Source organism: Thermomonas sp. XSG, from assembly GCF_014678725.1.
Lineage (GTDB): Bacteria > Pseudomonadota > Gammaproteobacteria > Xanthomonadales > Xanthomonadaceae > Thermomonas.
Genome location: NZ_CP061497.1, coordinates 2,347,837 through 2,370,141, shown reverse-complemented (window position 1 = coordinate 2,370,141; position 22,305 = coordinate 2,347,837). Strand labels below are relative to the sequence as shown.

The 22,305-nt window shown below is 66.6% G+C and carries 27 protein-coding genes; 6 read left to right on the top strand and 21 right to left on the bottom strand.

Annotated features, from left to right (window positions below; all coding sequences use genetic code 11):
• Nucleotides 1–15: 15 nt before the first annotated feature.
• From ICG51_RS11225 to ICG51_RS11215, 3 genes are read right to left on the bottom strand one after another with little or no spacing between them, the layout of a single operon-like run.
• The gene (locus ICG51_RS11225; protein WP_190280443.1) at nucleotides 16–234 is read right to left on the bottom strand and encodes a helix-turn-helix transcriptional regulator; all 219 of its coding nucleotides are present in this window, start codon (nucleotides 232–234) and stop codon (nucleotides 16–18) included.
• Nucleotides 231–854, bottom strand: a complete 624-nt coding sequence (locus ICG51_RS11220) for a hypothetical protein (protein ID WP_190280442.1) — start codon at nucleotides 852–854, stop codon at nucleotides 231–233. Before ICG51_RS11220 ends, ICG51_RS11225 begins: the two co-directional genes overlap by 4 nt.
• Nucleotides 851–1,471 (bottom strand): hypothetical protein, encoded by a 621-nt coding sequence (locus ICG51_RS11215; RefSeq protein WP_190280441.1) that lies wholly within the window; start codon nucleotides 1,469–1,471, stop codon nucleotides 851–853. Before ICG51_RS11215 ends, ICG51_RS11220 begins: the two co-directional genes overlap by 4 nt.
• A gap of 174 nt (nucleotides 1,472–1,645) precedes the next feature.
• Here ICG51_RS11215 and trxA point away from each other — a divergent pair, with 174 nt between their 5' ends.
• The 5 genes from trxA to ICG51_RS11190 all read left to right on the top strand — a co-directional run bounded on the left by trxA (nucleotide 1,646) and on the right by ICG51_RS11190 (nucleotide 6,700).
• Nucleotides 1,646–2,518, top strand: a complete 873-nt coding sequence (gene trxA / locus ICG51_RS11210) for a thioredoxin (protein WP_190280440.1) — start codon at nucleotides 1,646–1,648, stop codon at nucleotides 2,516–2,518.
• A gap of 101 nt (nucleotides 2,519–2,619) precedes the next feature.
• On the top strand, nucleotides 2,620–3,069 hold the full coding sequence (locus ICG51_RS11205; RefSeq protein WP_190280439.1) for a DUF4442 domain-containing protein: 450 nt from the start codon (nucleotides 2,620–2,622) through the stop codon (nucleotides 3,067–3,069).
• Between the two features lie 64 nt (nucleotides 3,070–3,133).
• Complete coding sequence (locus ICG51_RS11200) at nucleotides 3,134–5,074, top strand: bifunctional serine/threonine-protein kinase/formylglycine-generating enzyme family protein (RefSeq protein WP_190280438.1); 1,941 nt, start codon at nucleotides 3,134–3,136, stop codon at nucleotides 5,072–5,074.
• A gap of 38 nt (nucleotides 5,075–5,112) precedes the next feature.
• A complete protein-coding gene (locus ICG51_RS11195; RefSeq protein WP_190280437.1) occupies nucleotides 5,113–5,781 on the top strand; it encodes a DUF502 domain-containing protein in 669 nt (222 codons plus the stop codon).
• Nucleotides 5,782–6,004: 223 nt separating this feature from the next.
• Nucleotides 6,005–6,700: an NYN domain-containing protein gene (locus ICG51_RS11190; RefSeq protein ID WP_190280436.1), complete on the top strand. Its 696-nt coding sequence runs from the start codon at nucleotides 6,005–6,007 to the stop codon at nucleotides 6,698–6,700.
• Here the strand turns inward: ICG51_RS11190 and ICG51_RS11185 are convergent.
• From ICG51_RS11185 to ICG51_RS11095, 18 genes are all read right to left on the bottom strand, one after another.
• Nucleotides 6,697–7,779, bottom strand: coding sequence for a minor capsid protein (locus ICG51_RS11185; protein WP_190280435.1), 1,083 nt, complete (start codon nucleotides 7,777–7,779; stop codon nucleotides 6,697–6,699). The two genes, ICG51_RS11190 and ICG51_RS11185, sit on opposite strands and share 4 nt — an antisense overlap.
• 1 nt (nucleotide 7,780) lies before the next feature.
• A complete protein-coding gene (locus ICG51_RS11180; protein ID WP_190280434.1) occupies nucleotides 7,781–8,242 on the bottom strand; it encodes a DnaT-like ssDNA-binding protein in 462 nt (153 codons plus the stop codon).
• Entirely contained in the window at nucleotides 8,239–9,642 is a 1,404-nt protein-coding gene (locus ICG51_RS11175; RefSeq protein WP_190280433.1) for a DUF4055 domain-containing protein, read from the bottom strand. Before ICG51_RS11175 ends, ICG51_RS11180 begins: the two co-directional genes overlap by 4 nt.
• Nucleotides 9,639–10,307 carry a hypothetical protein gene (locus ICG51_RS11170; RefSeq protein ID WP_190280432.1) on the bottom strand — a complete coding sequence of 223 codons (669 nt, stop codon included), beginning with the start codon at nucleotides 10,305–10,307 and terminating at the stop codon, nucleotides 9,639–9,641. The genes ICG51_RS11175 and ICG51_RS11170 overlap by 4 nt, the downstream gene beginning before the upstream one ends.
• Nucleotides 10,304–11,038, bottom strand: coding sequence for a terminase family protein (locus tag ICG51_RS11165; RefSeq protein ID WP_190280431.1), 735 nt, complete (start codon nucleotides 11,036–11,038; stop codon nucleotides 10,304–10,306). The genes ICG51_RS11170 and ICG51_RS11165 overlap by 4 nt, the downstream gene beginning before the upstream one ends.
• Before the next feature lie 56 nt (nucleotides 11,039–11,094).
• Nucleotides 11,095–11,640: a hypothetical protein gene (locus ICG51_RS11160; protein ID WP_190280430.1), complete on the bottom strand. Its 546-nt coding sequence runs from the start codon at nucleotides 11,638–11,640 to the stop codon at nucleotides 11,095–11,097.
• A 2-nt stretch (nucleotides 11,641–11,642) separates the two neighbouring features.
• Nucleotides 11,643–13,841, bottom strand: coding sequence for a phage tail length tape measure family protein (locus ICG51_RS11155; protein ID WP_190280429.1), 2,199 nt, complete (start codon nucleotides 13,839–13,841; stop codon nucleotides 11,643–11,645).
• The gene (locus tag ICG51_RS11150) at nucleotides 13,842–14,156 is read right to left on the bottom strand and encodes a phage tail assembly chaperone (protein ID WP_190280428.1); all 315 of its coding nucleotides are present in this window, start codon (nucleotides 14,154–14,156) and stop codon (nucleotides 13,842–13,844) included.
• Nucleotides 14,153–15,007 carry a hypothetical protein gene (locus ICG51_RS11145; protein ID WP_190280427.1) on the bottom strand — a complete coding sequence of 285 codons (855 nt, stop codon included), beginning with the start codon at nucleotides 15,005–15,007 and terminating at the stop codon, nucleotides 14,153–14,155. Before ICG51_RS11145 ends, ICG51_RS11150 begins: the two co-directional genes overlap by 4 nt.
• A gap of 577 nt (nucleotides 15,008–15,584) precedes the next feature.
• Nucleotides 15,585–17,747: a bifunctional DNA primase/polymerase gene (locus tag ICG51_RS11140; RefSeq protein ID WP_190280426.1), complete on the bottom strand. Its 2,163-nt coding sequence runs from the start codon at nucleotides 17,745–17,747 to the stop codon at nucleotides 15,585–15,587.
• Nucleotides 17,744–18,088, bottom strand: a complete 345-nt coding sequence (locus ICG51_RS11135; protein ID WP_190280425.1) for a hypothetical protein — start codon at nucleotides 18,086–18,088, stop codon at nucleotides 17,744–17,746. The genes ICG51_RS11140 and ICG51_RS11135 overlap by 4 nt, the downstream gene beginning before the upstream one ends.
• Nucleotides 18,089–18,308: 220 nt before the next feature.
• Nucleotides 18,309–18,536 (bottom strand): hypothetical protein, encoded by a 228-nt coding sequence (locus ICG51_RS11125; protein ID WP_190280423.1) that lies wholly within the window; start codon nucleotides 18,534–18,536, stop codon nucleotides 18,309–18,311.
• Nucleotides 18,533–18,763 carry a helix-turn-helix domain-containing protein gene (locus ICG51_RS11120; protein ID WP_190280422.1) on the bottom strand — a complete coding sequence of 77 codons (231 nt, stop codon included), beginning with the start codon at nucleotides 18,761–18,763 and terminating at the stop codon, nucleotides 18,533–18,535. The genes ICG51_RS11125 and ICG51_RS11120 overlap by 4 nt, the downstream gene beginning before the upstream one ends.
• The gene (locus tag ICG51_RS11115; protein ID WP_190280421.1) at nucleotides 18,760–18,963 is read right to left on the bottom strand and encodes a hypothetical protein; all 204 of its coding nucleotides are present in this window, start codon (nucleotides 18,961–18,963) and stop codon (nucleotides 18,760–18,762) included. The genes ICG51_RS11120 and ICG51_RS11115 overlap by 4 nt, the downstream gene beginning before the upstream one ends.
• A 73-nt stretch (nucleotides 18,964–19,036) precedes the next feature.
• The gene (locus tag ICG51_RS11110; RefSeq protein WP_190280420.1) at nucleotides 19,037–19,375 is read right to left on the bottom strand and encodes a hypothetical protein; all 339 of its coding nucleotides are present in this window, start codon (nucleotides 19,373–19,375) and stop codon (nucleotides 19,037–19,039) included.
• A 79-nt stretch (nucleotides 19,376–19,454) separates the two neighbouring features.
• Complete coding sequence (locus ICG51_RS11105; RefSeq protein ID WP_190280419.1) at nucleotides 19,455–19,667, bottom strand: hypothetical protein; 213 nt, start codon at nucleotides 19,665–19,667, stop codon at nucleotides 19,455–19,457.
• A 132-nt stretch (nucleotides 19,668–19,799) separates the two neighbouring features.
• Nucleotides 19,800–21,266, bottom strand: coding sequence for a site-specific integrase (locus ICG51_RS11100; RefSeq protein ID WP_190280418.1), 1,467 nt, complete (start codon nucleotides 21,264–21,266; stop codon nucleotides 19,800–19,802).
• A 103-nt stretch (nucleotides 21,267–21,369) separates the two neighbouring features.
• Nucleotides 21,370–21,513: a hypothetical protein gene (locus ICG51_RS11095; RefSeq protein WP_190280417.1), complete on the bottom strand. Its 144-nt coding sequence runs from the start codon at nucleotides 21,511–21,513 to the stop codon at nucleotides 21,370–21,372.
• Here ICG51_RS11095 and ICG51_RS11090 point away from each other — a divergent pair.
• Nucleotides 21,512–22,279 (top strand): queuosine precursor transporter, encoded by a 768-nt coding sequence (locus ICG51_RS11090; RefSeq protein ID WP_190280416.1) that lies wholly within the window; start codon nucleotides 21,512–21,514, stop codon nucleotides 22,277–22,279. The genes ICG51_RS11095 and ICG51_RS11090 overlap by 2 nt on opposite strands.
• Nucleotides 22,280–22,305 lie beyond the last annotated feature (26 nt).

Here is a 22,305-nt window from a genome sequence, read left to right as displayed (position 1 = left end):
CGCGCAATGGTTTCATCATTCCGGCCTGCTCCAATGAAAGACATCCTCGATGCGCACGCCGAGCGCATCGGCGATGCGGAAGCCCAGCTCCAGCGACGGGGCATAGCGCCCCGCCTCCAGCGCGATGATGGTCTGGCGGGTCACGCCGCAGGCGTCGGCCAGCGCCTGCTGGGTCATTTCACCGCGATCGAAACGCAACCGGCGGATCTCGTTGGCGATCGAGGTGCCGCTCATTGCCGGTCGCGCCAGTGCAGCCACGCCACCCGCGCCTCACCCGCCACGTTGGCGGCCAGAATCGGCAGTAGCAGCAAGGACGCCACCTGCAGCGGCACGTCCAGCGCACGGAACGGCGCCGGCCATGCCACCCAAGCGACGGCAATCGCGACCATCGCCAGTTCCAGCAACCGCTTCGATAGGTAGTCGCCCTGCGCGCGGATCGCCCGGTCGCGCTCGTCTTCGGCCACCTCGCGATAGCGGCGATGCTCCTCGACGAAGCGGCGCCGGAACCCGGGATAACACGCCACCAGCAGCGCATAGGTCCCGAACAACAGGTAGCCCGCCAGGCTGCCGCGCATCGAACCCAGCGGCACGCCGCCCAGCACCAGCAGCGCGGCCCAGCCCAGGCTGATCTGCGACCACGCCGCTTTTTCCGCGTGCGAGGGCGCGCTGTCGTCGCGGCCGGGCCGCAGCGCCCGCATGTGCAGCAGGCCGGTCGCCGCCATCAGCAGGAACATCGCACCACCGAACAGCAAGTGCGCCTGCCGCTCGCGCGCGCCGACCACCATGATCGCCACGCCCAGCACAGACACCAGCGCGTAGGCCAGCCATGTCCAAACCCGCCTGTTTGCCTTCATCGCGTGCGCCATGCCCAAGCCCTCCGGTCGCGCCAATACAGCGCCGCCGCCACCAACTGCTCCACCCACAGCCCGCACACCAGCGCCAGCATCAGCATCTGGGCGATGAAGGGGTAACTGAAATCGCGCAGGTGCCCGGTGTCGGAAAAGCCCAGCGTCACCGCGATACCGACCACGCCAAACGCGGTGGCGTAGCGCGCCCACTGGCCGGCGACCAGCGCGATGCGCACGTCGCGCTCATCGGCCTGCACCCTGCCCGCCCAGCGCTGCTTCAGCACCTGCGCCAGCACCAGCCAGGCCACGAACAGGGTGCCGATCGATTTGCCCGCTGCGCCGATCTCGGGGTTCCGGTGGATCGGCAGCTGCGGCAGGAACAGATCCGCCTTGAGCACGAGGACGGCGATCACCGCGCCGGCGAAGGCCACACCGACCCAGGCCTGCCATTCGCCGGGCGCCACCTGCGCTTCTTCGTCGCTCGCCGGAATGGCATGCAGCTGCGCCACCGAGAACCAGACCGCGGCCACGAACAGAAACATGCCCAGCCAGCCCAGAGGCAACCCCAGGTCGCGGTATTCGCCGGTGAAGAACAGGGCTAGGCCGACGCCAGCCAACGCCAACCATGTGACAAATCGTGAGCGGGGAGAGAAGCGCAGCATTGATGTCATCTCCAGCGAACTAAATGTAATGCAGACATTACATTGACCATTTTTGATGTCAACTATTTTTTACATCGGCTTGCGATTGCCACCTTCGTCGCCATCTACTGGGCCATGTCCCTTACCGATCACGCCATGAACCAGACCACCAGCCCGCACGTGTTCGACGCCACCGCCGCCCACTTCGAGGAAGAGGTGATCCGCCGGTCGATGGAAACCCCCGTGCTGGTGGACTTCTGGGCCGAATGGTGCGGTCCGTGCAAGACGCTGGGCCCGCTTCTGGAGAAGCTGGCCGCAGATTTCCACGGCGCCTTCGTGCTGGCCAAGGTCGACGTGGACAAGCAGCAGGAGCTGGCCGCGGCGTTCCAGATCCGCTCGGTACCCACGGTCATGCTGGTCAAGGGCGGGCAACTGGTGGACGGTTTCCCCGGCGCGCTGCCGGAAGGCCAGCTGCGCGAATTCCTCAAGCACCACGGCATCGAACCCGCGGACGCCCCCGCCGAAGAGGCGGCACCGGCCGAAGCCGCGCCGCTCGATCCGCACCAGGAAGTCGTGCGCCTGCGCAAGGCGGTGGAAGCCGAGCCGGACAAGGAAGAACATAAGCTCGACCTCGCCCTGGCCCTGCTGCAGACCGGCTCGGCCAGCGAAGCCGAGCAGCTGCTGGACCGGTTGCCGGCCAACCTGGCCACCGACGACCGCGCCATCAAGGCACGCGCCAAGCTGGGTTTCGCCGCCCTGCTGGTCGACGCGCCCCCCGCGGAAGTGCTGCAAGCCGCGATCGCCGCCGAACCGGGCGACCTGCGCGCGCGCCATCTGCTGGGCGTGCGCCAGCTGGTGGCTGGCGATGCCGAGGCCGGGCTGACCCAGTTCATCGAAATCCTGCGCCGCGATCGCAAGTACGGCGACGACCTGGCCCGCAAATCGCTGATCGACGCCTTCCGCGTGCTCGACGACGACGAGCTGGTGGGCCGCTACCGCAGGCAGATGTCGGCGCTGCTGCTGGTCTGACCCCCGCTTGCGCAGGCCCGCGCCAGCAGCGGGGCGGTCGCACACGCAACAGTACGGCTACGTATGGGATGATCCCCGTCCCCCCAGCAACCTGCATCCCAATGCACGCCAGCCTGTTCCGGCACGGCCTCAACCTGTGGCCGCCCTACCTGCTTGCCGGCATCCACCTCACCGACCTGTCCGCCGACTACCGCCGTGCACGGGTGGAGCTGCGGATGCGCCCGTGGAACCGCAACTACGTGGGCACCCACTTCGGCGGCAGCCTGTTCGCGATGACCGATCCATTCTGGATGCTGATGGTCCTGCACCATCTGGGCCGTGACCACTTCGTCTGGGACAAGGCCGGCGAGATCGAGTTCGTGAAGCCCGGCCGCGGTGTGGTGCAGGCCAGCTTCGTGCTCGAGGACGCGGTGCTCGGGGAGCTGCGCGATGCCGCCGCCGGCGGCGGCAAGGTACTGCGCTGGTTCGACAACGACATCGTGGATGCCGGCGGCGAGGTGGTCGCGCGCACCCGCAAGCAGTTGTACGTCCGCCGCAAGCCGGCGCGCTGATCGTTCCATCCATCACCACGCCCGTCGTATGCTCGGCGCTGCACCCGGGCAAGCGAACTGCAACGTGACCGACAAGACCTATCCCAGCATCGACGGCTACCGCATCTTGCGGGTGATCGGCCACGGCGGCATGTCCACCGTTTACCTGGCCGAGCAGGCCTCGCTGGATCGCAAGGTGGCGCTGAAGGTGATGCTGGCCGACGCACTGGCCGACGAGGTCAGCCGCGCGCGCTTCGAGAACGAGGCCCGCACCATCGCCCGGCTGGAACATCCCAACATCGTCGGCATCTACGAGGTCGGGCGCACCGGCGACGGCCTGCCGTTCTACTCGATGCCCTATCTTTCGCGCGGCCACCTGGCCCAGCGCCGGCTGGCCGGCGACCAGCCGAAGGTGGCGGCGATCCTGCGCAGCCTGCTGGACGCGCTGGACTACGCGCACGTGCGCGGCGTGGTGCACCGCGACGTGAAGGCCGAGAACGTGCTGTTCGACGACGCCGACCGGCCGATGCTGGCCGACTTCGGCATCGCCCTGCGCCGCGGCAGCAACCCGCGCCTGACCAGCGCCGGGCTGGCCGTCGGCAGCACCGCCTACATGCCACCGGAGCAGGCGCGCGGGCAGGACGTGGACCGCCGCGCGGACATCTACAGCATCGGCGTGCTCATCTGGGAAATGCTGGTGGGCCAATTGCCCTACAACGCCGGCGATGCACTGACCATGGCACTCAAGCACGTGCAGGAACCGGTGCCACGGCTGCCGGCCGCGCTGAAGCACTGGCAACCGCTGATCGACAAGGCCATGGCTAAGCAACCTGACCAGCGCTACGCCAGCGCCAACGACATGCTGCAGGCGCTCGACGCACTCGAGCGGCGCAGCGGCAAGGCCTTCGGCGCGGTCGAAGTCCCGCCCGCGGCACTGGCGGAACCGCAAGCCGCGGCGGCCGGGTCGCGTTGGCTGCTTGCCGGGATCGGCGGCATGGCAGCGCTGGCGCTCGCCATGGCCTACTTCTCCCTGCGCGAATCGCCCTCACCCGCGGCGACCAACGCCCAGGCCGCGGATGCGCCCGCCGCAATCGACCTGCCGGCACCGACCGAAGGCGCGGTGACCGGGCTGGGCGACCCGCTGGCAACCGGCGGCAGCGTTGCCGCCTTCGTCGCCAATGCCGAGCAGCAGCTGCGCAACGGCGCGCTGCTTTCGCCCGCCAATGCCAACGCTTGGGACAGCATCGAGGCGGCATGGCGGACCAACCCGACCGACCCCGACACCCTGCGCCTGACCGCGGAACTGTTCGATGCACTGGGCAATGCGGCCGAACGCGCACTGGCGGAAGGCAACGTGGCTGCCGCGCGCGCCGCGTTCCAGCGCGCGCAGCAACTCGATGCACGGCGCGGAGGCACCGGTGCTTCCATCACCCTGCTGCGCAAGCGACTCGGCGCCACCCTAGAACGGCGCCTGGCCGCGCTACTCGCCAGGCCCGCCACCCGCGGCGAAGCCGCCACTCTGCTGGCGGATACCGGCTGGCTGGGCCTCGATGCGGCACACCAGCGTTCATTGCAGGCGCGGGTGGGGCCCGCTTCCACCAGACCCGTCACGGTCAATGCCGGCGGCGCCGAATCCCGCGCGGCGAGCACGGAAATCCTGACCGTCAGCCGCGCCGACTATGCCCGCTTCGCCAACGCCACGGGTCGTGTCGCGGCAGACTGTGGCAAGGGCTTCTTCGGCCGCAAGCTGCGGTGGAACAACACCGGCAGCGACCGCAAGCCGGTCGCCTGCGTTTCCGCCGCCGACGCCCAGGCGTACGCGTCATGGCTTGGCGCCCAGGACGGGCTGCGCTACCGCCTGCCGAGTGCCGGCGAACTGCGCGCACATCCCACCGCCCTGAGCGGATGGCTGGCGCTCTGCGCCGACCACGCCTGCAACAAACGCGTGGTCAACGGCAAGGCGAAACCGATGGATGCCGCGCGCGGCTATTCGGACGTCGGCCTCCTGCTGGTGCGCACGCGCTGAGGCACGCCGCCGGTTCCGGCTGCCGGTAGAATGCGCGGATGTCTGCTGCCCCCTCGCTTGGCCTGCGTCTGCAGCGCCTGTTCCTGACCGGCCTGCTCACCCTGCTGCCGCTGTGGCTGACCTGGGTGGTGGTGAAGTTCGTGTTCGTGTTGCTGGGTGATCTCAGCAAGCCGCTGGTCGAACCTGGCCTCGCCAGCATCGCCGATGGCAATCCGCGCACGTTCGGCTGGCTGGTGGAGCCGTGGGTGCAGAATGCGATCGCGCTGGTCGCGACGGTGGGCTTCATCCTGCTGGCCGGCTGGCTGGCGCGGCGGGTGGTGGGACAACGCCTCCTTCGCTGGTTCGAGGCCCTGGTGGCGCGTATCCCGTTGGCCAACACCATCTATGGCAGCGCGCGCAAGCTGCTGGACATCCTGCAGACCAAACCCGATGGCACCCAACGGGTGGTGCTGATCGACTTTCCGCACAACGAGATGAAAACGCTCGGCTTCGTCACCCGGGTGATGCGCGAAATCGGTACTGGCCGCGAACTGGCGGCGGTGTACGTGCCGACCACGCCCAATCCGACCTCGGGCTACCTCGAGATCGTGCCGATGGAGAAGATCACCCCGACCGACTGGACGGTTGACCAGGCGATGAGCTTCATCATCAGCGGCGGCGCGGTGGCGCCGGACACCATCCCGTTCGCGCCGCCGCAAGCAAAATAGCGGGTTTCAGGCTATCGCCGCATGTTGAAGGCGAAGCGCGAAAAGGCCATTTCAGACGTTTGCACACCTTTTGTATCCTTAATAGACCATTGCCAGCAGAGTCAAGCTGGCTTGACTTAGGCAATGCCTAATCGCAACATTCATTTCATCCAGCCCCCTTACTACGCCACCCACCTCATCCAGGGTCGGCCGAACCGGGGGCTTTTTTGTGTCCGGGGGAAACATGGCAACTGCAGTCCTGATCGATGGCGGCTACTTCGTCAAACGGTTTCGAAGAATCGAGCCGCACAATTCGTACAACGCCGAGCGAGCATCAGAGCAGGCGTTTCGATGGGCGCTCGCACACCTCTCGCAGGGTGGCAAAAGGCGAGAGCTCTATCGAATCTTCTTTTACGACTGCCCGCCTCTCGAAAAAAAGCTGCACAACCCGATCACGAAAAAATCCATTGATTTCTCGCAATCCGACGAGGCGCTATTTCGCAAGTCGCTGCATCGACTCTTGAAGCTAAAGCGCAAAGTTGCGCTCAGGCTTGGGCATCTGAGTGATGCCGTCACATGGACTACAGATGCAGAAACGCTAAACGACATCCTCAAGGGGAAGATTGCTGTCGACTCGCTAACTCCCGATATGGTTGTCCCGGCGACACGGCAGAAGGGTGTCGACATGCGAATCGGAATCGACATCTCCTCTTTGGCCCTAAAGAAGCAAGTCGATCAGATCATTCTCATGGCTGGCGATGCTGACTTCGTGCCGGCTGCGAAGCTCGCCAGGCGAGAAGGAATCGACTTTGTCTTAGATCCCATGTGGAGAAATGTGCCAGACAGCCTAAACGAGCACATAGACGGCATGCGTTCCGTTTGCCCTAAGCCGAAGCCGCCACAAAAAGGGAAATCGGAAGCCGCGCCTGCGGTCGCCTAAACCCCCGCCCGCTCGAACACCTTCGGGGCCTTCTCGCGCATCTCCTCGATCGTGAGCGGCTGGAAGTTGCGCCCGAGCTGCAGCGTGGCGAAGTCGTCGGACGAGATCCCGCCCTTGAGGAACACGGCAGCGCGTGTCGGCCCGAGCGCCTCCTCGACGAAGCTCGCCGGCTGCGTCTTGAGCCACTCGAAATAGGTCAGCGACGCCGGCACCTGCCCGTCGACGCTGGCGCGGGTACCGGGCGGAACCTCGTCGACGTCGATCCCCAGCTCCCGGAATGTCTTCGTGACCGGCACGACGGTCGAGCGGCAGTTCGGGTGCGCGGGCGGCAGCGGCCCCTCGCCCAGGTCGAACGTGCGGCCATCCAGGGATTGGCAGAGCTCGCTCGTGCGGCTGTCCAGGGTCGAGACCCAGCGGTAGCCCTTCACGATATCGGCGTTGGCCTTCATCGTCTCCGTGCGGGCGACGTGGGCGACGTGCTGCAGCCCTGTATGCACCACGGTGCGGGCGTTGCGCCGGTTCACCTCGAGGATGCCGTCGCGATAGTTGGCCGCCTTCGTGCCGCGCACGTCGCGCACGATCTGCTCGGTTGTCCGGCCCTCGAAGTAGCCGCGCCGGATGACGCCCTCGACGCGCTCGATGCTGGCGCTTGTCCACGCCGCGATGAAGGGCTCGAGCAGCATCCCGCCCCCTGCCCCGCGCACGGCCAGCGGCGCGGCCGTGACGGCGGCCCGGAGCGCCGGTGCGGCCGGGGTCGCCACGTCGACGCCCTCCAGCGCCGCGCCGAGCGCTCGGGCTTCCATGTCCGCCACCGTGCCCGCCAGCGTATCCAGGCGCGCGGTTAGGGCGCGGGTGTAGTCACGGTGCAACGCTTCCAGCGCGGCCCGGACCTCCCGCAGCAGCGCTTCAATACGGTCGCGCTGCACGGCCGTCAGGCTGGCCCTCGTCAGGATCTCGCGAAGCCGGCGGTCCTGCTGCTGCAGGAAAGCGTCGATCCGGGCGGCTTCGCCAGCCTTCACCCGCTCGAGCAGCACCTGCTGGCGCACCGCCTGGTCGGTCAAGTCGGGGCGGCTGGTCATCTCAGCCCCTCGTCACGATGAGGTGGGCGTCGAGGTACGGGCCGAGCAGCGCCCAGACGTGGGCATAGCGCACGTTCTGCCGCGCCCCTTCGGAGTAGGCCACCGCGATCGGGCCGACCTGCTCGCTGGCCACCTGCGGCCCTTCGTCGACCATGAGCGGCCCGGCCGAGGCGCGGAATGCCAGCTCGCAGCAGGCGCGCTCAATGGCAGTCGGGACGCCGGCCCACCCGACGCGCGGCCAGTCGAGCGCCTGCGTCTCCGTCTTCCTGCAGCTGCGCCAGAGCCGCCCATAGACCGCCCCCATGTAGTCGGTGGCGAGCCGCAGCGCGGCTTCCTTGGCCAGCGTCGAGAGCCCGGGCCAGGCATCGTTGCCCCGGGCTGCGAAATAGGCATCTGCCGCTGCCACGCTGGCATAGCTCTCGGCGCCGGCCAGTCCGGTGCCATCTTCGGCGACGAGCGTCATGCCGCGGCGTCCAGGTTCAGGCCGGGGCCTTGGGCTTCAACCTCCCCCGCCACCTGCTCGGCGGTCTTCCCTTGATCGATGACGCCCAAGCGCTGGAGCACGGCCACCGCATCGGACTGCGGCACCAGCCCGGCCTGCCACGCGGCCACAGTCTCGCGGATCGCGTTGGCGTCGAGGGTCAGGTCATTGAAGCGGGTGTCGATGTCCAGGCTCGAGGCCGTGTTGCCTTCCGCCCATTGGAGTACCTGCGTATAGGCCTGCGAGACGTTGTCGCAGGCCAGGGAGAGCTGGGAATATGCCGCCCGGGTCTCGCTGGCGCTCTGCGTTGCCGTCTTTGCGCCAGCCGTCTCCAGCAGCCGGGCGCCGACCAGCGCCATGAGCCGCTCCTTGTCGCCCATCGCCTCCTTGGCCAGCGTGTTCCCGGTGACCTGTAGCACCTTGGCGTCGCCACCCTGGGGGAGGGGCAGGCCGGAGCGTGCTCCGAATCGGATGGTGCCGGCCTTCTCGGCCCACTCGTCGGTGACGCCGGAGATGACCAGCATCGGCTGGCCCATGAGGTAGACGCTTTCCTGGTAGTCGGCGCTGTCGCGGTAATGCGCCAGGTTGAGATTGGCCAAGTCCAGCAGCGGCGGGGTGTCGGGAGTTGCGTCGTTGTTGACCGCCCCGATGAACTGGAAGGGGATGAAATCGAGGGTCGTCTCCACCGTGTCGAACAGGTAGAACTGGCCGCCATCGGCAGCCTGCTCCCACAAGTTGATGCGGTAGCGCCCGCCTTCGAGCCGCAGCTCGCGCAAACGGGGGCGATACTGGATTTCGCCGCCGACGTGTTCCTCGTGGTGCTCCTTGAGCACCACGCGGCTGAGGCGGCCGTCGCTGCGCTCCCACGTGAGGATGCTCTCGGCGGTGTAGGGGGCGACGTAGCGCCGGAATCCAGCGATCTCGGCTTGGGCGATCGTACGCGTGCGCTTGATGCCATCGCCTCGCGACCAATCGGCCAGCAGGCCACCGCGGCCGGTTTGTAGGATCTCGGCCAGCATCCATTGAGCTTGCCCGATGAGGCCCACGCCGCTGCCGTCCGGGTTGCTGAGCAGGCGCTTGTCGGTAACCTTGATCTCGGGCCAGTTACCGAAAGCGATGCCCACCAATCCCTGCAGCGTCCGCCCGGTGGCGTTGAAGAAAACAGCGCGCTCCAGGTAGCGCGCGTAGCGGCTGGCGTCGGTGTTGACCTCGGAAGGGTTCGGCAGGTACAGGGTCTTGCCTTCCTTGACGCGATCCTCGCCGGCGCACACGTCGCGCACCTTCCGCCAGAGCGGCGAGTACCTGTCGAACTCGGGATGGGTGTATTCGGTGATGCCACCTTGGGTCATGGTCTTGTTCCAGAAGCGTTTGAGGGGGTTCACGCTGCAAACCTCACGTCGAGATGGGTAACGGGCGACGGGCGCAGCGCGCCGAAAACTGCATAGGCCACAGCGAGCACCAGGTCGTCGTGCTGGCCCTCGCGCGCGTTGAAGCTCAGTGATCCGCTTGGACTCTGCCGGGCACGGAAGTTGCGCAGCTCGTGAACGAGCTGGCCCACGTGCGGAATCTTCATGCTGGTGCCGAGCCGCCCTGTCTGCATCTCGATCTGCACGGCGTTGACGAGCTCAGCCTTGCCGACGTTCCATCCGCCGGGGACTTCCTTCGCGGCGCCTACCGAGCCGGTGATCTTGATTGCGTGCAAGTCGCGAACGCCGGCCTTCCGTAGCATCTGGAAGGGGCCAAGACCGACGCCGGTTGCATCGAGGAATGTCTGCACGTCGCGAATCTGCGGCCGGGTCAGCAATTCGCGCAGCGTTTCGACCTGGTCGGGGTAGGCCATGCCAAGGGGCAAGCGCTCCAGGTGGCGCAGCTGCAGCTTCGTCGGCATGGCCGCGGCCTCTTCCTTCGCCACCGGGAGCAGGCCGTGATGCAACCCCGTGGCCGGGCGCGGCCGGATGCGCTCGACGATTGCAACGGTCGTGTTGTCTTGCACCTGGCCGATGTCCACGCCTGCGAAAAACGCGCGTTCGAACTCGACCAGGCTCATGCGGCCATCCTTGCGAGCAAGTCGGGGAACAGCGGCTCCACGTCGTCGTGCCGGATGAACTGCTCGATGGTCTCGGTTGGGTAGAACTGCATGTCGGTGTCCAGGAACTCGAGCAGGAACTCCTGCCGGAACTGGTTCGGCGTGAGCAGTGCCTTTTGCCGCGCGATCTCGGCCTGCGTGAGGCGCGGCAGCGCATCGATGGTGACGGTGAGGCGCGACCAGGCGGGGTCGCCGCCCTTCCATGCGTCGCGCCACCAGCCGCTGTCGCCGTTCGGCGTCGACGGGCAAACGAGGCGGCCGTTGGTCGCCGAAAGCATCGGCATGACCTTAGCGAGGGTGTTCGGGCCAGTGAATGCCGCCTCGTCGATGAGCGCCAGCTTGGCCGCGTAGCCGCGCACCGATTCCACGCTCGACGGCTTGGCGAGGATGCGCGACCTGTTGGCGAACTTGAGCTCGTCACCCGAGCGCGTGGCGCTGGGGAGCTCGCCGATCTCGAGCAGACGCTCGTGCATCTCGAACGCTTTCTCGAAGACCTCTTGCGCCTGCTGCTGTTTCTCGCCGGCGAGGATGACGATGTCGCCCGGATCGAAGCATGCCGCATGCAAGACCAGCGTCGCGCAGGTTTGAGATTTGCCGGACTGGCGCGGCCAGAGCACCAGCACCTGCTGCTCGCGGTTGCGCAGCAGCTCGACCTGGTGCGGGTCTGGATCGAACCCGGCGTCGCGCATCATGAGCACGGGATCATTGCGCCATGCCTGCGCGCGGAAGATGCGGGCCGCACTGCCGCTCAAGCCGCATGCTCCAGCACTGGCGGCATTTGCGCCTGCCTGGCGAATGCATCGGCCACTGCGCGCCGAGCCTCGGGGAAGGGCCGCAGCGTCGCGTCGACCAGGTCGAACAGCATGCCGACGTCGCCGAGCACGAGGTTGTTGTTCGTGACGGTCTTGCGGCCCGGGTACATGGCCGCGATCTTCAATTTCTTGTCGTAGATGTCGAGCTGCAGCTTCCGGTAGATCGCCGCTTCGCGGGGCTGTCCGATAGTGTCGCAGCGCTTGGCTTGAACCTTGCACTCCTCGAGCAACCGGCTCAACCCGATATAGGCATCCTGGCCACCCTTGCGTGCAAGCTCGTCGATGTCGACTTCCAGCTGCGAGGGTGACATGCCCCGCATGCGGGCAATTTCCTGTTGTGTGAGGCATTGGCGCCGGTGTCGCGCCAGCGACCGCCGGGGGATGTCATATCGTGCTGCCACGGTATGCACGTTCGGTGCGAGCGCGAGCTCCATGTTGATTCGCTCGACGTCCGGGTGCTGGCAGGTGCGGCAGACTGCCATCCTCATCCTCTCCGAATAGCGCGCGAAGTCTCGGAACCGGCCATACGCAGCATCTGCTGCCGCGTCATGCGGTCTGGCGTGCCGTTGACCACGAAGGTTTGATTGATCTGGCTCGCGCGCCCGCCCACCGCAGCCGTTGCGGGCGTCACGCGGCCATCGCGCGGGGCCAGCAGGAACTGCTTGCCGCCAGCGGTGTAGATCTCGGGTGCGCCGCGCTCGTTGACCTGATAGACACGCCCGCCGGACACCGGCCCGCCGATGGCCCGTCCGCCGCCGAACAGGCCGCCCAGCAGCGAACCGAGCAGGTTGCCCCCGCTGGTGCCGGCGCCGCTGGTGCCCATCTGTCCGAACAGGTTGGAGATCCACTTCTCGGCAATCGCCCGAGTGATCATCTCCGCGATGGAGTCCATGAAGTCTCGGAATGCGTCCTTGGCGGACTTGGCGCCGGTCACGAAGTCCGTGAAAGCATCGGCACCGGACTGGCGGAAGCCATCCATCAGGTCGATGATTTCGGCCTTGCGCCTCGCCATCTCGTCCAGGGCGCGGGCCGCCTCCAGATTGGCCACGGCCTCCGCGCTGGCAAGGCTGATCCCCTGCCGGCGAAGCTCGTTCATCACGGCACGTTCGGCGTTGCCGCGCCCCATCGCGTCGATCTCTGCCTCGTACGATTCCAGCAGGCTGCGCATGGGGTTGAGCATCGCCTCGATCTCGGTGCGCTGCGCACGGTAACGACCGGCCTCGGCATCCTTGAGCGCGCCGATATCCGCGGCCGTTCGACCGGCCCGCCTCCCGAGCTCGTCAATCTCGCGCAGGTTCTGCTGGTGCTGGTATTCGGCCGCTGCCAGCGGGCCGGCGAGCGTGGCCGCCAGCTGCGAAAACATGTCGTCCGCGCGTGCGGTCTCGGCGACCAGCTGCGCAAGGTCACGGCGATCCTGGTCGAGGAAGTCCGGGAGCGCTCGCCGGCTTGCGGCACCGCGCCGGGGGGCCTTCGACGTGTCCGCCGACAATGACGGCGGCTTGATCGGCCCCTCGCTGGTCACGTCCGCCCAGCGCCCCGTACCGGGCTTGCTGACCACGCGCCCCTCGACCCAATCCGTGCGCGCTGCTTTCTTGCGAGCCTCGATGAGCCGATCAATCTCTGCAAGCTCAGCCTTCAGCGCCCGTACGCGGGGGGCGTTTTCCTCCGCAGCGCTCCCGAGCCAACTGCGGCGCTGGGCGCGCTGCTCGCCGAACAGCTCGGTTTCCAGGTCGGTGCGCCGGTTCTGCAGGCTCTGCAGACTCTTGCCCGAGCTGGCCCCGTAGAACTCACGCAACGCCGACGCCGCGTTTCCGAGCTTGCCGATGAGCTGCACCGCGCCGCTCGCCAGGTTGAGCATGCCGGTGAATGCCGAATCGAGGCCAGCCTTGAGCTGCGGATCGTTCAGCGCCCGATTGAAGTTTTCCACTGCGTCGCGAGCGCCGCGCATACCGCCAGCGTCGCCTTCGAGCAGGTTGTCGAATGAATTCCGCAGCGCGGCCAGGGCGCCGCCGAGCGTGTCGCGCGCGGCCCGGGCGCTGCCGCCCATCTGCGTCTCGAGCTCGCGCAAGATGATCTTCTGCGCGTCCGCTACGCGCCCGGTCTCGACGAGCTGCTTGATCGTGGTTTTCTGCGAGTCGCTGAACTGCACGCCGGCGCGACTCAGTGCCGTGAGCCCCTGCACCGGATCGTTGAGCGCCTTGCCTACCTGCAGCGCCGCACTGTTGAGGTCGGTGCCGAGCGCGGTCGACATATCGAGCACGGCCTCGGTCGCGCGCTCGAAATTTTGGCGCCCCACTCTGGTGAAGGTGAGCAGCGTTGCCTGCGCGCGGCCGATCGATTCGTCGTCGAATGTCGTGGCCGCTTGCAGAGCTGCCGCCATCTTGTTGAGCTGAGGCACCGCCAGGCCGGCTGCGGCGCCGGTCGACTTGATCCGGGCCGCCAGCTGCGCCTGCACCTTCTCTGACTCGATGCCGTTAGCGATCCATTTCTTGAGGCCCGTCACCGCCAAGGCGGCGCCACCAGCGATCGCGCCGCCCAGGGCGAGACCCCAGGCCTTGCCCAGGGTGCTCGCCCGCTTCTCCGCGACTTCGCCGGCCTGCGCCAGCCCTTTGAGGTCGCGCTCGGCATCCTTGACGCCTTGCGACGTGACCCGAATCCCCAGCGTTGCGATGCTCTCAGCCACTTATCCCACCTCCGCTCCGGTGCTCTCGCGCAGGTACGCCTGCACGATCGCGTGCCCCGCACCCGGCACCGCCTCGCACAGGGCGGCGATGCTCTCGGCGTTGAATTCGTCCGCCAGGTTCCAACCCTCGGCTACCGCGGCAATCGCCGCCTCGTCGGTCATGCCGGCCAGCTCTTTCGCAAACTCGGCGAGCTCGGTGCGGGTGCGGGTGCGGAACCGCATCTCGACCACGCCGGCGCGCCCCGGCACCGGCAGCTTCACCAGCAGGCGGAAACTCGGCGGGGGCGCCAGCGACGCCAGGCTGCGCGGGTTCACTCGGTCACCCCGTAGCGCTCGGCGCGCTTGGCTCGCGCCGCCGCCTCAGCCTCTGCCAGCTGGCGGGCGCGGTTGAAGTCGACCAGGCGATGCGCCCGGCGTTCCAGCGTCTCGACCGCAGTCGAGGCGAGCGCACGGCCAGCGCGAAGCCGCTGCAGCCGTGCCAGCTTGGCGGGCGCCACGCGCCGTGCGGCCTCCTCGCGCACCTTGGCGTGCTGTTGCTCGGACAGTCCGGTCATGTACGCCGGCGCGCTGGCGAGGGCTCGCAGGGTGTCCGCGTCGAGCTGGGCGAGCTTGGGCGCCAGCAGGTGCCCAGTGCGCTCGCTGTCGGGCATGGCCTTCCAGTGGGCGCGGATCTCGCCATGCGTGACCGCCTCGCCTGCGTCCGCCGCCCGGGTAGCCCGCTCGATCTCCCCCTGCTCGGACGCGATGGCGGCCTCGGCCCGCGCGATCTCGCGCTCGGCTGTCTGGCGTAGGCGCGCGAGCTTGGGTTCGAGCACCCTGGCCGCCGTCCGCAGGCGCGCGTGGTTGTCCATGCCCTCGCTGCGATCGGTGCCCAGCTGCCGCAGGGTGTCGGCCATCTGGGCGAACGTCTCGATGCTCTGCGTATGCACCGTCTTGAGCGCCTGGAGGTCTTCGTCTCCCTCGGCGCCCTCGTCCAGGTTCGGCAGCCCCCGCAGCTCGTCACCGGCCCACACACCGAACGATGCCCGCAGCGACTGCTGGTGCATCCGGCCGGTGTCGATGTCGAAGCCGTCGCGGCTGAAATCGGGCATCCGCCGCAGGAACCCCCGTTCGGCACGCTCCGGGGTATTGGCGAACAGGTTCACGGCATCCCGTTGCTCAGCCATGACGATCCCCCTCACGGCCAAAGCCGGGCCGCAGGTCGAAGGCCGCCGCGCGGATGCGAAGCGTATGCAAAATCTGATTTGTGAGGCGATTCAACATGCTGATTCCTTTATAGATCAATCGGTTTTTAAGTCAACGGAACAGCACCGCGTGAGATAGTGCAATTCGTAGCTTCCTGAAAATTGGTTCGGCCAGCCTCTGAAATCCGGTCTCTGGCGATCTGCGGCGAGCGCTTTACCCACCCCTCTATGCGGCATTCCCCTACGGACACACGCCGCGCCCAGGCGCAACCTGTCTCCACCCCGGAAGCACGGCCTGCGCTCCGCAAGGAAGCCGCCCCGCTCCGAATCAGGCCGCCGCCTTGGGCAAGCGGTGAAGCTGCGCCGGGGTGCTTTTTCACTTGGACGATTTGGACATTTGGACACTTGGACAGCACCCCCGCAGTGTCCAAATGCATACAGGGTGTATGGGTAAGGAAAATAGGAAAATCTCTCTCTTTTTCTGCCATACAACCCGCGTCCCGCTTACGTTTCAGCAGTTGGACGGATACCGTCCAAATCCGTCCCAATTTGTCCCAAGTCACGCAGCGGCCTCCTCGTGAATGAGCGAGACCAGCTTTCCGCCGTCGAGCTTTGCGAACCCCTCGCTTTGAACTGCCCGCAACACCGCCTCGCGTTCGGGGATCGAGAGACCGGCGAACTTCCGCGAGACCTTCGGCAGGTGCGACCGATAGATAAACGGCTTCTCGACCAGGTGCTGCCGGATCTGCTCTAGTGCCCGCCCTGTCGGGTGCATTCCACTGAGCGCGCCGTCATAGCCGACCAGCGCCGCGGCCCGGTGATAGAGCCCCTCGCGAATGGCATAAGCGATGGCGAGGTCGCGTGCCGTCACAGTGAGTCGGCGCTCACCCAACGCCACGAGACCGGCCAGCTTGAGTGCCTGCTCGTTGAGACGCTTCGCAAGGCGCGGATCGCGATAGGCGAGCACCTCAAGCACGGCAGCATCGTGCGCGTCGTGGTAGTCCCATGCCTCGGGCTCGAGCGGTAGCAGCTGCTCAGGCAGCGAGGCCACCCATGCGACCAGGTCGAGCACTGCGTTGGGCGGAACGTAGTCCGACGCCTTGGCGCTTGGGTAGCGCTTGGCGATGCGATCCTGCTCGGCGACAAGAATCACGAAGCGGTTCAGGCCGCCGCTATCGGCCTGGCTGGCCGTCACCGCCTCGAGCATCCTCTCGGCGGTCGAGGTTGCAAAGATGAGTACGCGAGGGTGCTTCACCGGCATGTAAGGCTTAGCGTTGCCGTGCGTCGACACACTCGGTGCTTCGAGCACCCCGAACGCCTTGGTATAGGCCTGCATCGCGTACGCGGCCGCCTGCTGCTTGTGGCCATCCTTGGCCGCATGCGCCTGCCACTCGCCGAACTCGTCGGGCAGAAAGGTATGGGCGCGGTTGAGCTCGAGCGCGCTATGCATGCCCTGCAGCGAGGCCGGTGCGTTTTCGCGTACCTCTGGAAGGCGCTGGATGGTGAGGTTGCCTGCGGTGCGCGGCAGACGATCCGGCAAGGCCTCGGCGATCTTGCGAATCGGCTTGCGTAGGTCTTCCTTTCCGAAGCCGGTCGGCGCCAGCAGCAGGTACTGCTCATTGAACCCGAGCCCGTCGCGGCTGGCGATGCCAAGGTGCGACATGGCGAAGTGCGTCATCGTGGCCAGCGCCGCCACACCGGCAGCGCCAGGCGACGGATGCGACATGTAGCCGACGATCCATCGCTGCAGCTCGCCCAAGCCACCAGGCAACGCGAGCAGCTCCTCGGGCATGGCGGGCAGGATGACGGCTCCGCTGGAGCCAAGCGGTGCCTTGCGGGCATCCTGCGCGCGCTTGAGCTGCTCGACTGTTGAGACGGCCGGCACCCCACGGTCACGCCCAGGGAGTGCCGCGAAGATGGCCTCTGGCGCGCACTTGGCGTGGCAGTGCACCAGCACCTTGCCGCCCCCACCCTCGTCGATCTTGAACGTAGTCCCGCTCTCACCACCATGCACGGGGCAGTAGGCCCGGAATCCGTCCCCGCATCGGTACGGCTTGAGGCCAGCAGCTTGCGCACGGCGCACCATGTCGAGAACTTCGGCACTTGTTCCAGGGCCGGTGGCGCCGCGCTTACGGCGGCTCCGGTCGTCTTCGTCCAGGTGCTCGCGCCAGAGCTTGAGCAAGGCCTCGGGAAGCTCGCCCACCTCGCGCCAATCGCCACCCCATTCGTAGGGCTTCCCTGTCAGCGGGTGGAACGACGGTGGCAGCACGTCCTGCACGGATAGGCCGTCTTTCGTCGCGCACCTGAATTCGAGAATGACCGGGAACTTACCCTCTGCATTGGGCTCGGTAGCGTGGATGGAGACCGACGAAAGGCCGAGCGGATCGACCCCTTGGGGGACGACATAGAGCAGCTTCGCTTTGTTCGGCCGCCCGCTCTTGATCTGCACTGCATCGTCGGCAGCTAGCAGCTGCTGCAGGTCGACTCCCTTCCCCTCAAGCCAAGCGACCGCCGCATCGTACTGGTCGATGTCGATCGCGACGGTTCCTGACCATGCATGCAGCAGGCCGACGTTGTGCCCACCGCGCAGCTTGCGCGGATCTCGGATCGCCCGCCCTTGTGTGTTCCATCCCTTTGCGTCAAGACCTTCCGGGCCTTTCTTGCCAGGCGGGATGTTGCACAACGCCCAGCCGTGGGAGATGTATTCGGCAGCCTGATTCAAGCATGCCCCCACTGACCCGAGCGCTCGGCCCTGTACTGAGCGAGAACGCCCTCGATATGGGCGCGGCCATTCGCAGGAAGGTGCGGAAGAAGATCGGCCAGAGATTCGGTCGGGATGATGTCGATCATCCGCGTCGCCACTTCGACGACATAGGCGAAATCGCTAAGTCGGCCATCGCCCCGCATCGGCACCATGAACCGGTGGGTGTTGCCAACGGTGAGCGGGGATTGGATATGCGTCCAGACGTCGCCGGGCTTATCGATCCCGACCACGCGCACAGTGGAGCGGTCGCGAAGTCGCTTTGCTTTCTCGCGCACCTTCGCGCGACGCTTGGCGCTCATGAACGCCTCCCTTCCGACCAGCGACGCAGCTCGCAAAGGGAGTAGCGAATGTTTCCGCCATCGGTGACGTGCCATGCGGGGCCTGCGCCGCTGCGGCGCCACTTGCGCAACGTGACCGGGTGGACGTCCAGGTACTGCGCAGCAGCCCGAGACGAGAGCTTGCGGTCTTCGAGATCTGCGACCAGTGCGCTAGGCGCCGGCGGAGGGATGGTTGCGCGAGTCATGCCAGCCACCCCTTGCGCAGGTACTTACGGGCCAGCCTCAGCACCTCACGGTACTGGCCAAGTAGCCGCTGCATCTCTGGAACTTTCGCCGCAAGCTCTGCCTCGAGCCTTGCATAGTCGTCTGCAATCCGCTGCAGTACCGCGCGCCCGGAATCGGTGCCTGCAATGCCCTGCATCGTCGCCTTGTCGCGAAGCTTCGCGATGATTTCCTCGAGGTCGTTCACGCGCGCTCCTTGACCAGGTGATAGCGCGCAACGCGGCACTTGCTCCCGTAGCGGTCGCGAACCTTCACGTACTCGGACTGGATCTCGTGACCATCCTTGCGCAGCTCGCAGACGCGGGATGCGGTACGCGCGATGCCGAGCTCTTCGAGTCCCTGCAGCGAGGTGATGGGGCCGCGGCGCAGCCGCGCTAGCAGGCGGGTAGCCTGAGCGTCGAGGCCGGCGCTCATCGGGCACCCCCGCGGAACGTCACGTCGAGGGCGCTGCGGTGGATCTCGACCCGGCCGCGCACTTTGCGGCGTTTGATATCAGGGCGAGCCGAGACAGCGCGCCGGGTGACGCCCTTCAAGTCGAGGTAGACAGCGAGCGGCATCCAATCGCTAAGGGTTGCGATCGGCGCGGGTTTGGACTGGCACGAAATCGGGTTCATCGCTGGCCCCTTGGGAAGTTGGGGCCAGTGAATTGGAAATTCAGTTGATGGTCATGGGCGACAAATGACGCAATTAGTCGCGGAGGTAGTCGCGCAGATCGTAGTAGGCCTCTGAGATCCGAGACTCGTCGCAGTGAAACTCGGCAGCGGTAGCAGTGAAGGCAGCCTCATGAGTAAGTCCTCCCTCGATGAGCTCGGATGCCCTCATCGCACGAGGATATGCCCGGTCGAATTTCTCGGCCTGAGTTCTTCCTTTGCGTCGACTGAGACCGAAAGCATTGGCGATCTCTACTGCGGGCTTTTCTGAAGTTGCTGTTTGCTCCAGAGCTGCCGCGAGAAACTCAGCTTCCTCAGGAAGCAAGGAATCGCCTCGGCGCAGTGATTGCGCGATCCCTAGCAACGCATCTGGCATGTGCGAAGGGTCTCCACACCTTGAACGATGCAGTGCGTAGCGCAGCTTCGTACCTTCGAGGTTTCCTCTGGCCACCGATTCAGCCCTCCCGTCGCGGCAGCAACGCGACGGCGGCACGCGCGCAGCGCAGCATATAGTCCCGCTCGCTTTCCTCCTCTCCGCGCTGCAGGGCGGCCATCGTTTGGCAGTAGTTGAACGCCTCCGCGTGCGGCGTGAAATCGCCGTCTGTCACGCGCAGGTAGTGCGTGCGCAGGGGGCGCGACCAGTGCGCCGGCAGCTGGTCCTCATTCAAGGGGCGGACTCGGCGCCCGGGGAAAGCTACAACCTCGCCACGCGGCGCGGTATCGTTTGCAATTGCCATGATCGAAGTCTCCCTTCGGTTGTGGAAGTCCGCGCCCGGTGTTGCTGCACCGGGCTCGGGCGTTTAGCCGGCAGGCGCCGACTGCTTGCGCATGTTCGAGAATGCCTCCATCGCGTCGGCCATCTCGCGCTTGCGTTCGTGCATGAGATGCGCGTAGCGCTTTGTCGTCTGCGGGTTCGCGTGCGCCAGCTGGGCGCCGACGTCGTCGAGCGTGTAGCCGGCGCTTATGAGCACGCTCGCAGCGGTGTGCCGCAGGTCGTGAATGGTCACGTCGTCCAGGCCGATAGTCCGGCGGATGCGGCCCCAGAGCTCGTGCGCGTCCTTCATCGGCCCACCCTCGTCGCCCTTCAACCTACGCCCGGCGATGAGGGCATCCAGCCGCTGCTTGCCCGGGAACGCGAACACCGGATCGCCATGTGCATCCCTCAGCTTCCGCAGGGAATTGACCGCGGTCGGCGCTAAAACGATCTCGTGCGCCTTGCGCGCCTTCATCGTCCGGGCAGGCCGACGCCATACGCGCGTGTCGAGGTCGACGTCCGACCACCGCATCTTGTAGACCTCGCTCTTTCGGGCTGCCGTGAGCAGGCCGACACGGAACGCCTCGCAGCTCACCAGCTGCCGCACCTGCGGCTCGTCCAATCGAACGATCTTCGCCGGGCCATGCCGAGAGCCGCGCTTGGCCACGAGGGGCCATTCGTCCAGCGCGCGCATGACGGCGTCGAACTCCTCCGGCGCGAGGTAGCGCTCGCGGACTGGCGCCGGCTCCAGCACTTCCCCCCGATCGATAGCCTTCGCCGGATTCGCCTTGACGAGCTTGCGCTTGAGCGCCCACGCAAAGAACGCGGACAGGTGCGCGACGACATGACGCGCCGCAGCTGGGCCGCCGACCTTCCGGCCCTTGCGCATGCGCGACTTGCCGACCTCGAGCGCGATGGCTTCGATGTCTTCCGCCTCGATGCTCGACATGGCGCGACCGCCGATGCGCGGCTCCACGTGATTCGCGAACGAGGTCTGGATCTGCAGGATCGACTTCGGGGCCATCGGCCGGGCGCGTTGGTAGACAAAACCCGGCGCCTCATCGGTGCCGCAGTATTCCGCCCACGCCTGGCGCACCGTGACCAGCCCGCGCTCGGCGCGCTGCTGTTCGGCAGCTGCTGCCCGCACCTCGAATGCCGGGTGCCCGCCGGCGTTGATCTGGCGCCTGAGCTCTGCCGCTTTGACGCGCGCATCCCCCGCCGAGATGCCCTCGCTTTTCTGAGCGGCTCCGCGCGAAGGCCTGAGCCGCTCGCCCGGGTCATGCCAACGGCCAATCTTGAGCGAGTACCACTTGCCTCCGCGCCGATAGCGAAGCCGGAAAGTCTTCGTCCCGCCATAGGTGACCTGGCAGCCGAAGCCGGGGATCTCGTCGTCGAGCCATAGCCGGCTACCCTTGTCGGGGATCGCCAGTCCGCGCACAGTTGCGGTGTCGAGATGCACCGCGGCCTCGCCGGGCTTCGCCCTCTCATCGGCTCCAAGATCTCGTTTTTGCATTGCTTTGGTATCCATCCGGCCGCTACGGGTTGCTACCACTTACCCCCGGAAGCTACACCACTATTTCATCGCCCGCAAGCGCCCAACCCAATAATATCAAGGCTCAAAGAGCAGGATAGACAGGTATGACAACGAACTCTTGCACACCATCATTTACCGCGCCGCTGAAATTCATCATCAGCGGCGGCGCGGTGGCGCCGGACACCATCCCGTTCGCGCCGCCGCCGGCCAAGTCGCCCTGAAGCATGCGCCTGCTGGACGATCGCGCGACCCGTCTGTTCGCCGCGCTGGCGGCGTTCTTCTGCGCCAATGCGGTGCTGGCGGAATTCATCGGGGTCAAGATCTTCGCGCTGGAAGGCTCGCTGGGGATCGCGCCACTGCACTGGAACCTGTTCGGACAGGGCGGCACGCTGGACTTCACCGCCGGCACGGTGGTCTGGCCGATCGTGTTCATTATGACCGACACGGTCAACGAATACTTCGGCAAGCGCGGCGTGCGGATGGTCAGCTGGCTGGCCGCGGGGTTGGTGGCCTACGGCTTCCTGTTCGCGTACATCGCCATCCGGCTGGCGCCCGCCAGCTGGTGGGTGGGTGCGGCGCAGGACCAAGGCGTGCCGGACTACCAGGCCGCGTATGCAGCGGTGTTCGGCCAGGGCATGTGGATCATGGTCGGCTCGCTGGTGGCGTTCCTGATCGGCCAGCTGATCGACATCCACGTCTTCCACCAGATCCGTCGCCGCACCGGCGAACGCCACGCCTGGCTGCGCGCCACCGGATCCACCGCGGTGTCGCAGCTGGTGGACAGCTTCGTGGTGCTGTACATCGCCTTCGTGCTCGGCCCGCAGCATTGGCCCACCTCGCTGTTCCTGGCGGTCGGCTCGCTGAACTACGCCTACAAGATGCTGGCGGCCATCGCGCTGATCCCGCTGCTCTACCTCGCCCGCGCCGCCATCCACCGCTACCTCGGTCGGGATCGGGCGGCGCAGCTGCGTGAACAGGCGGCATCGACCTGAGCAGGCGCGGATTTCCGGGGTGGCGC

Excerpts from the sequence above, each read along its gene's own strand:
- ICG51_RS11100 (WP_190280418.1), bottom strand. The coding sequence starts at position 21,266 with ATGCAAAAACGAGATCTTGGAGCCGATGAGAGGGCGAAGCCCGGCGAG.
- ICG51_RS11090 (WP_190280416.1), top strand. The coding sequence starts at position 21,512 with ATGCGCCTGCTGGACGATCGCGCGACCCGTCTGTTCGCCGCGCTGGCG.
- ICG51_RS11135 (WP_190280425.1), bottom strand. The coding sequence starts at position 18,088 with ATGAGCGCCAAGCGTCGCGCGAAGGTGCGCGAGAAAGCAAAGCGACTT.
- trxA (WP_190280440.1), top strand. The coding sequence starts at position 1,646 with ATGAACCAGACCACCAGCCCGCACGTGTTCGACGCCACCGCCGCCCAC.
- ICG51_RS11220 (WP_190280442.1), bottom strand. The coding sequence starts at position 854 with ATGAAGGCAAACAGGCGGGTTTGGACATGGCTGGCCTACGCGCTGGTG.
- ICG51_RS11120 (WP_190280422.1), bottom strand. The coding sequence starts at position 18,763 with ATGAGCGCCGGCCTCGACGCTCAGGCTACCCGCCTGCTAGCGCGGCTG.
- ICG51_RS11195 (WP_190280437.1), top strand. The coding sequence starts at position 5,113 with ATGTCTGCTGCCCCCTCGCTTGGCCTGCGTCTGCAGCGCCTGTTCCTG.
- ICG51_RS11180 (WP_190280434.1), bottom strand. The coding sequence starts at position 8,242 with ATGACGCTCGTCGCCGAAGATGGCACCGGACTGGCCGGCGCCGAGAGC.
- ICG51_RS11225 (WP_190280443.1), bottom strand. The coding sequence starts at position 234 with ATGAGCGGCACCTCGATCGCCAACGAGATCCGCCGGTTGCGTTTCGAT.
- ICG51_RS11110 (WP_190280420.1), bottom strand. The coding sequence starts at position 19,375 with ATGCCAGATGCGTTGCTAGGGATCGCGCAATCACTGCGCCGAGGCGAT.
- ICG51_RS11165 (WP_190280431.1), bottom strand. The coding sequence starts at position 11,038 with ATGATGCGCGACGCCGGGTTCGATCCAGACCCGCACCAGGTCGAGCTG.
- ICG51_RS11185 (WP_190280435.1), bottom strand. The coding sequence starts at position 7,779 with ATGACCAGCCGCCCCGACTTGACCGACCAGGCGGTGCGCCAGCAGGTG.
- ICG51_RS11115 (WP_190280421.1), bottom strand. The coding sequence starts at position 18,963 with ATGAACCCGATTTCGTGCCAGTCCAAACCCGCGCCGATCGCAACCCTT.
- ICG51_RS11095 (WP_190280417.1), bottom strand. The coding sequence starts at position 21,513 with ATGCTTCAGGGCGACTTGGCCGGCGGCGGCGCGAACGGGATGGTGTCC.
- ICG51_RS11145 (WP_190280427.1), bottom strand. The coding sequence starts at position 15,007 with ATGGCTGAGCAACGGGATGCCGTGAACCTGTTCGCCAATACCCCGGAG.
- ICG51_RS11205 (WP_190280439.1), top strand. The coding sequence starts at position 2,620 with ATGCACGCCAGCCTGTTCCGGCACGGCCTCAACCTGTGGCCGCCCTAC.
- ICG51_RS11190 (WP_190280436.1), top strand. The coding sequence starts at position 6,005 with ATGGCAACTGCAGTCCTGATCGATGGCGGCTACTTCGTCAAACGGTTT.
- ICG51_RS11160 (WP_190280430.1), bottom strand. The coding sequence starts at position 11,640 with ATGGCAGTCTGCCGCACCTGCCAGCACCCGGACGTCGAGCGAATCAAC.
- ICG51_RS11170 (WP_190280432.1), bottom strand. The coding sequence starts at position 10,307 with ATGAGCCTGGTCGAGTTCGAACGCGCGTTTTTCGCAGGCGTGGACATC.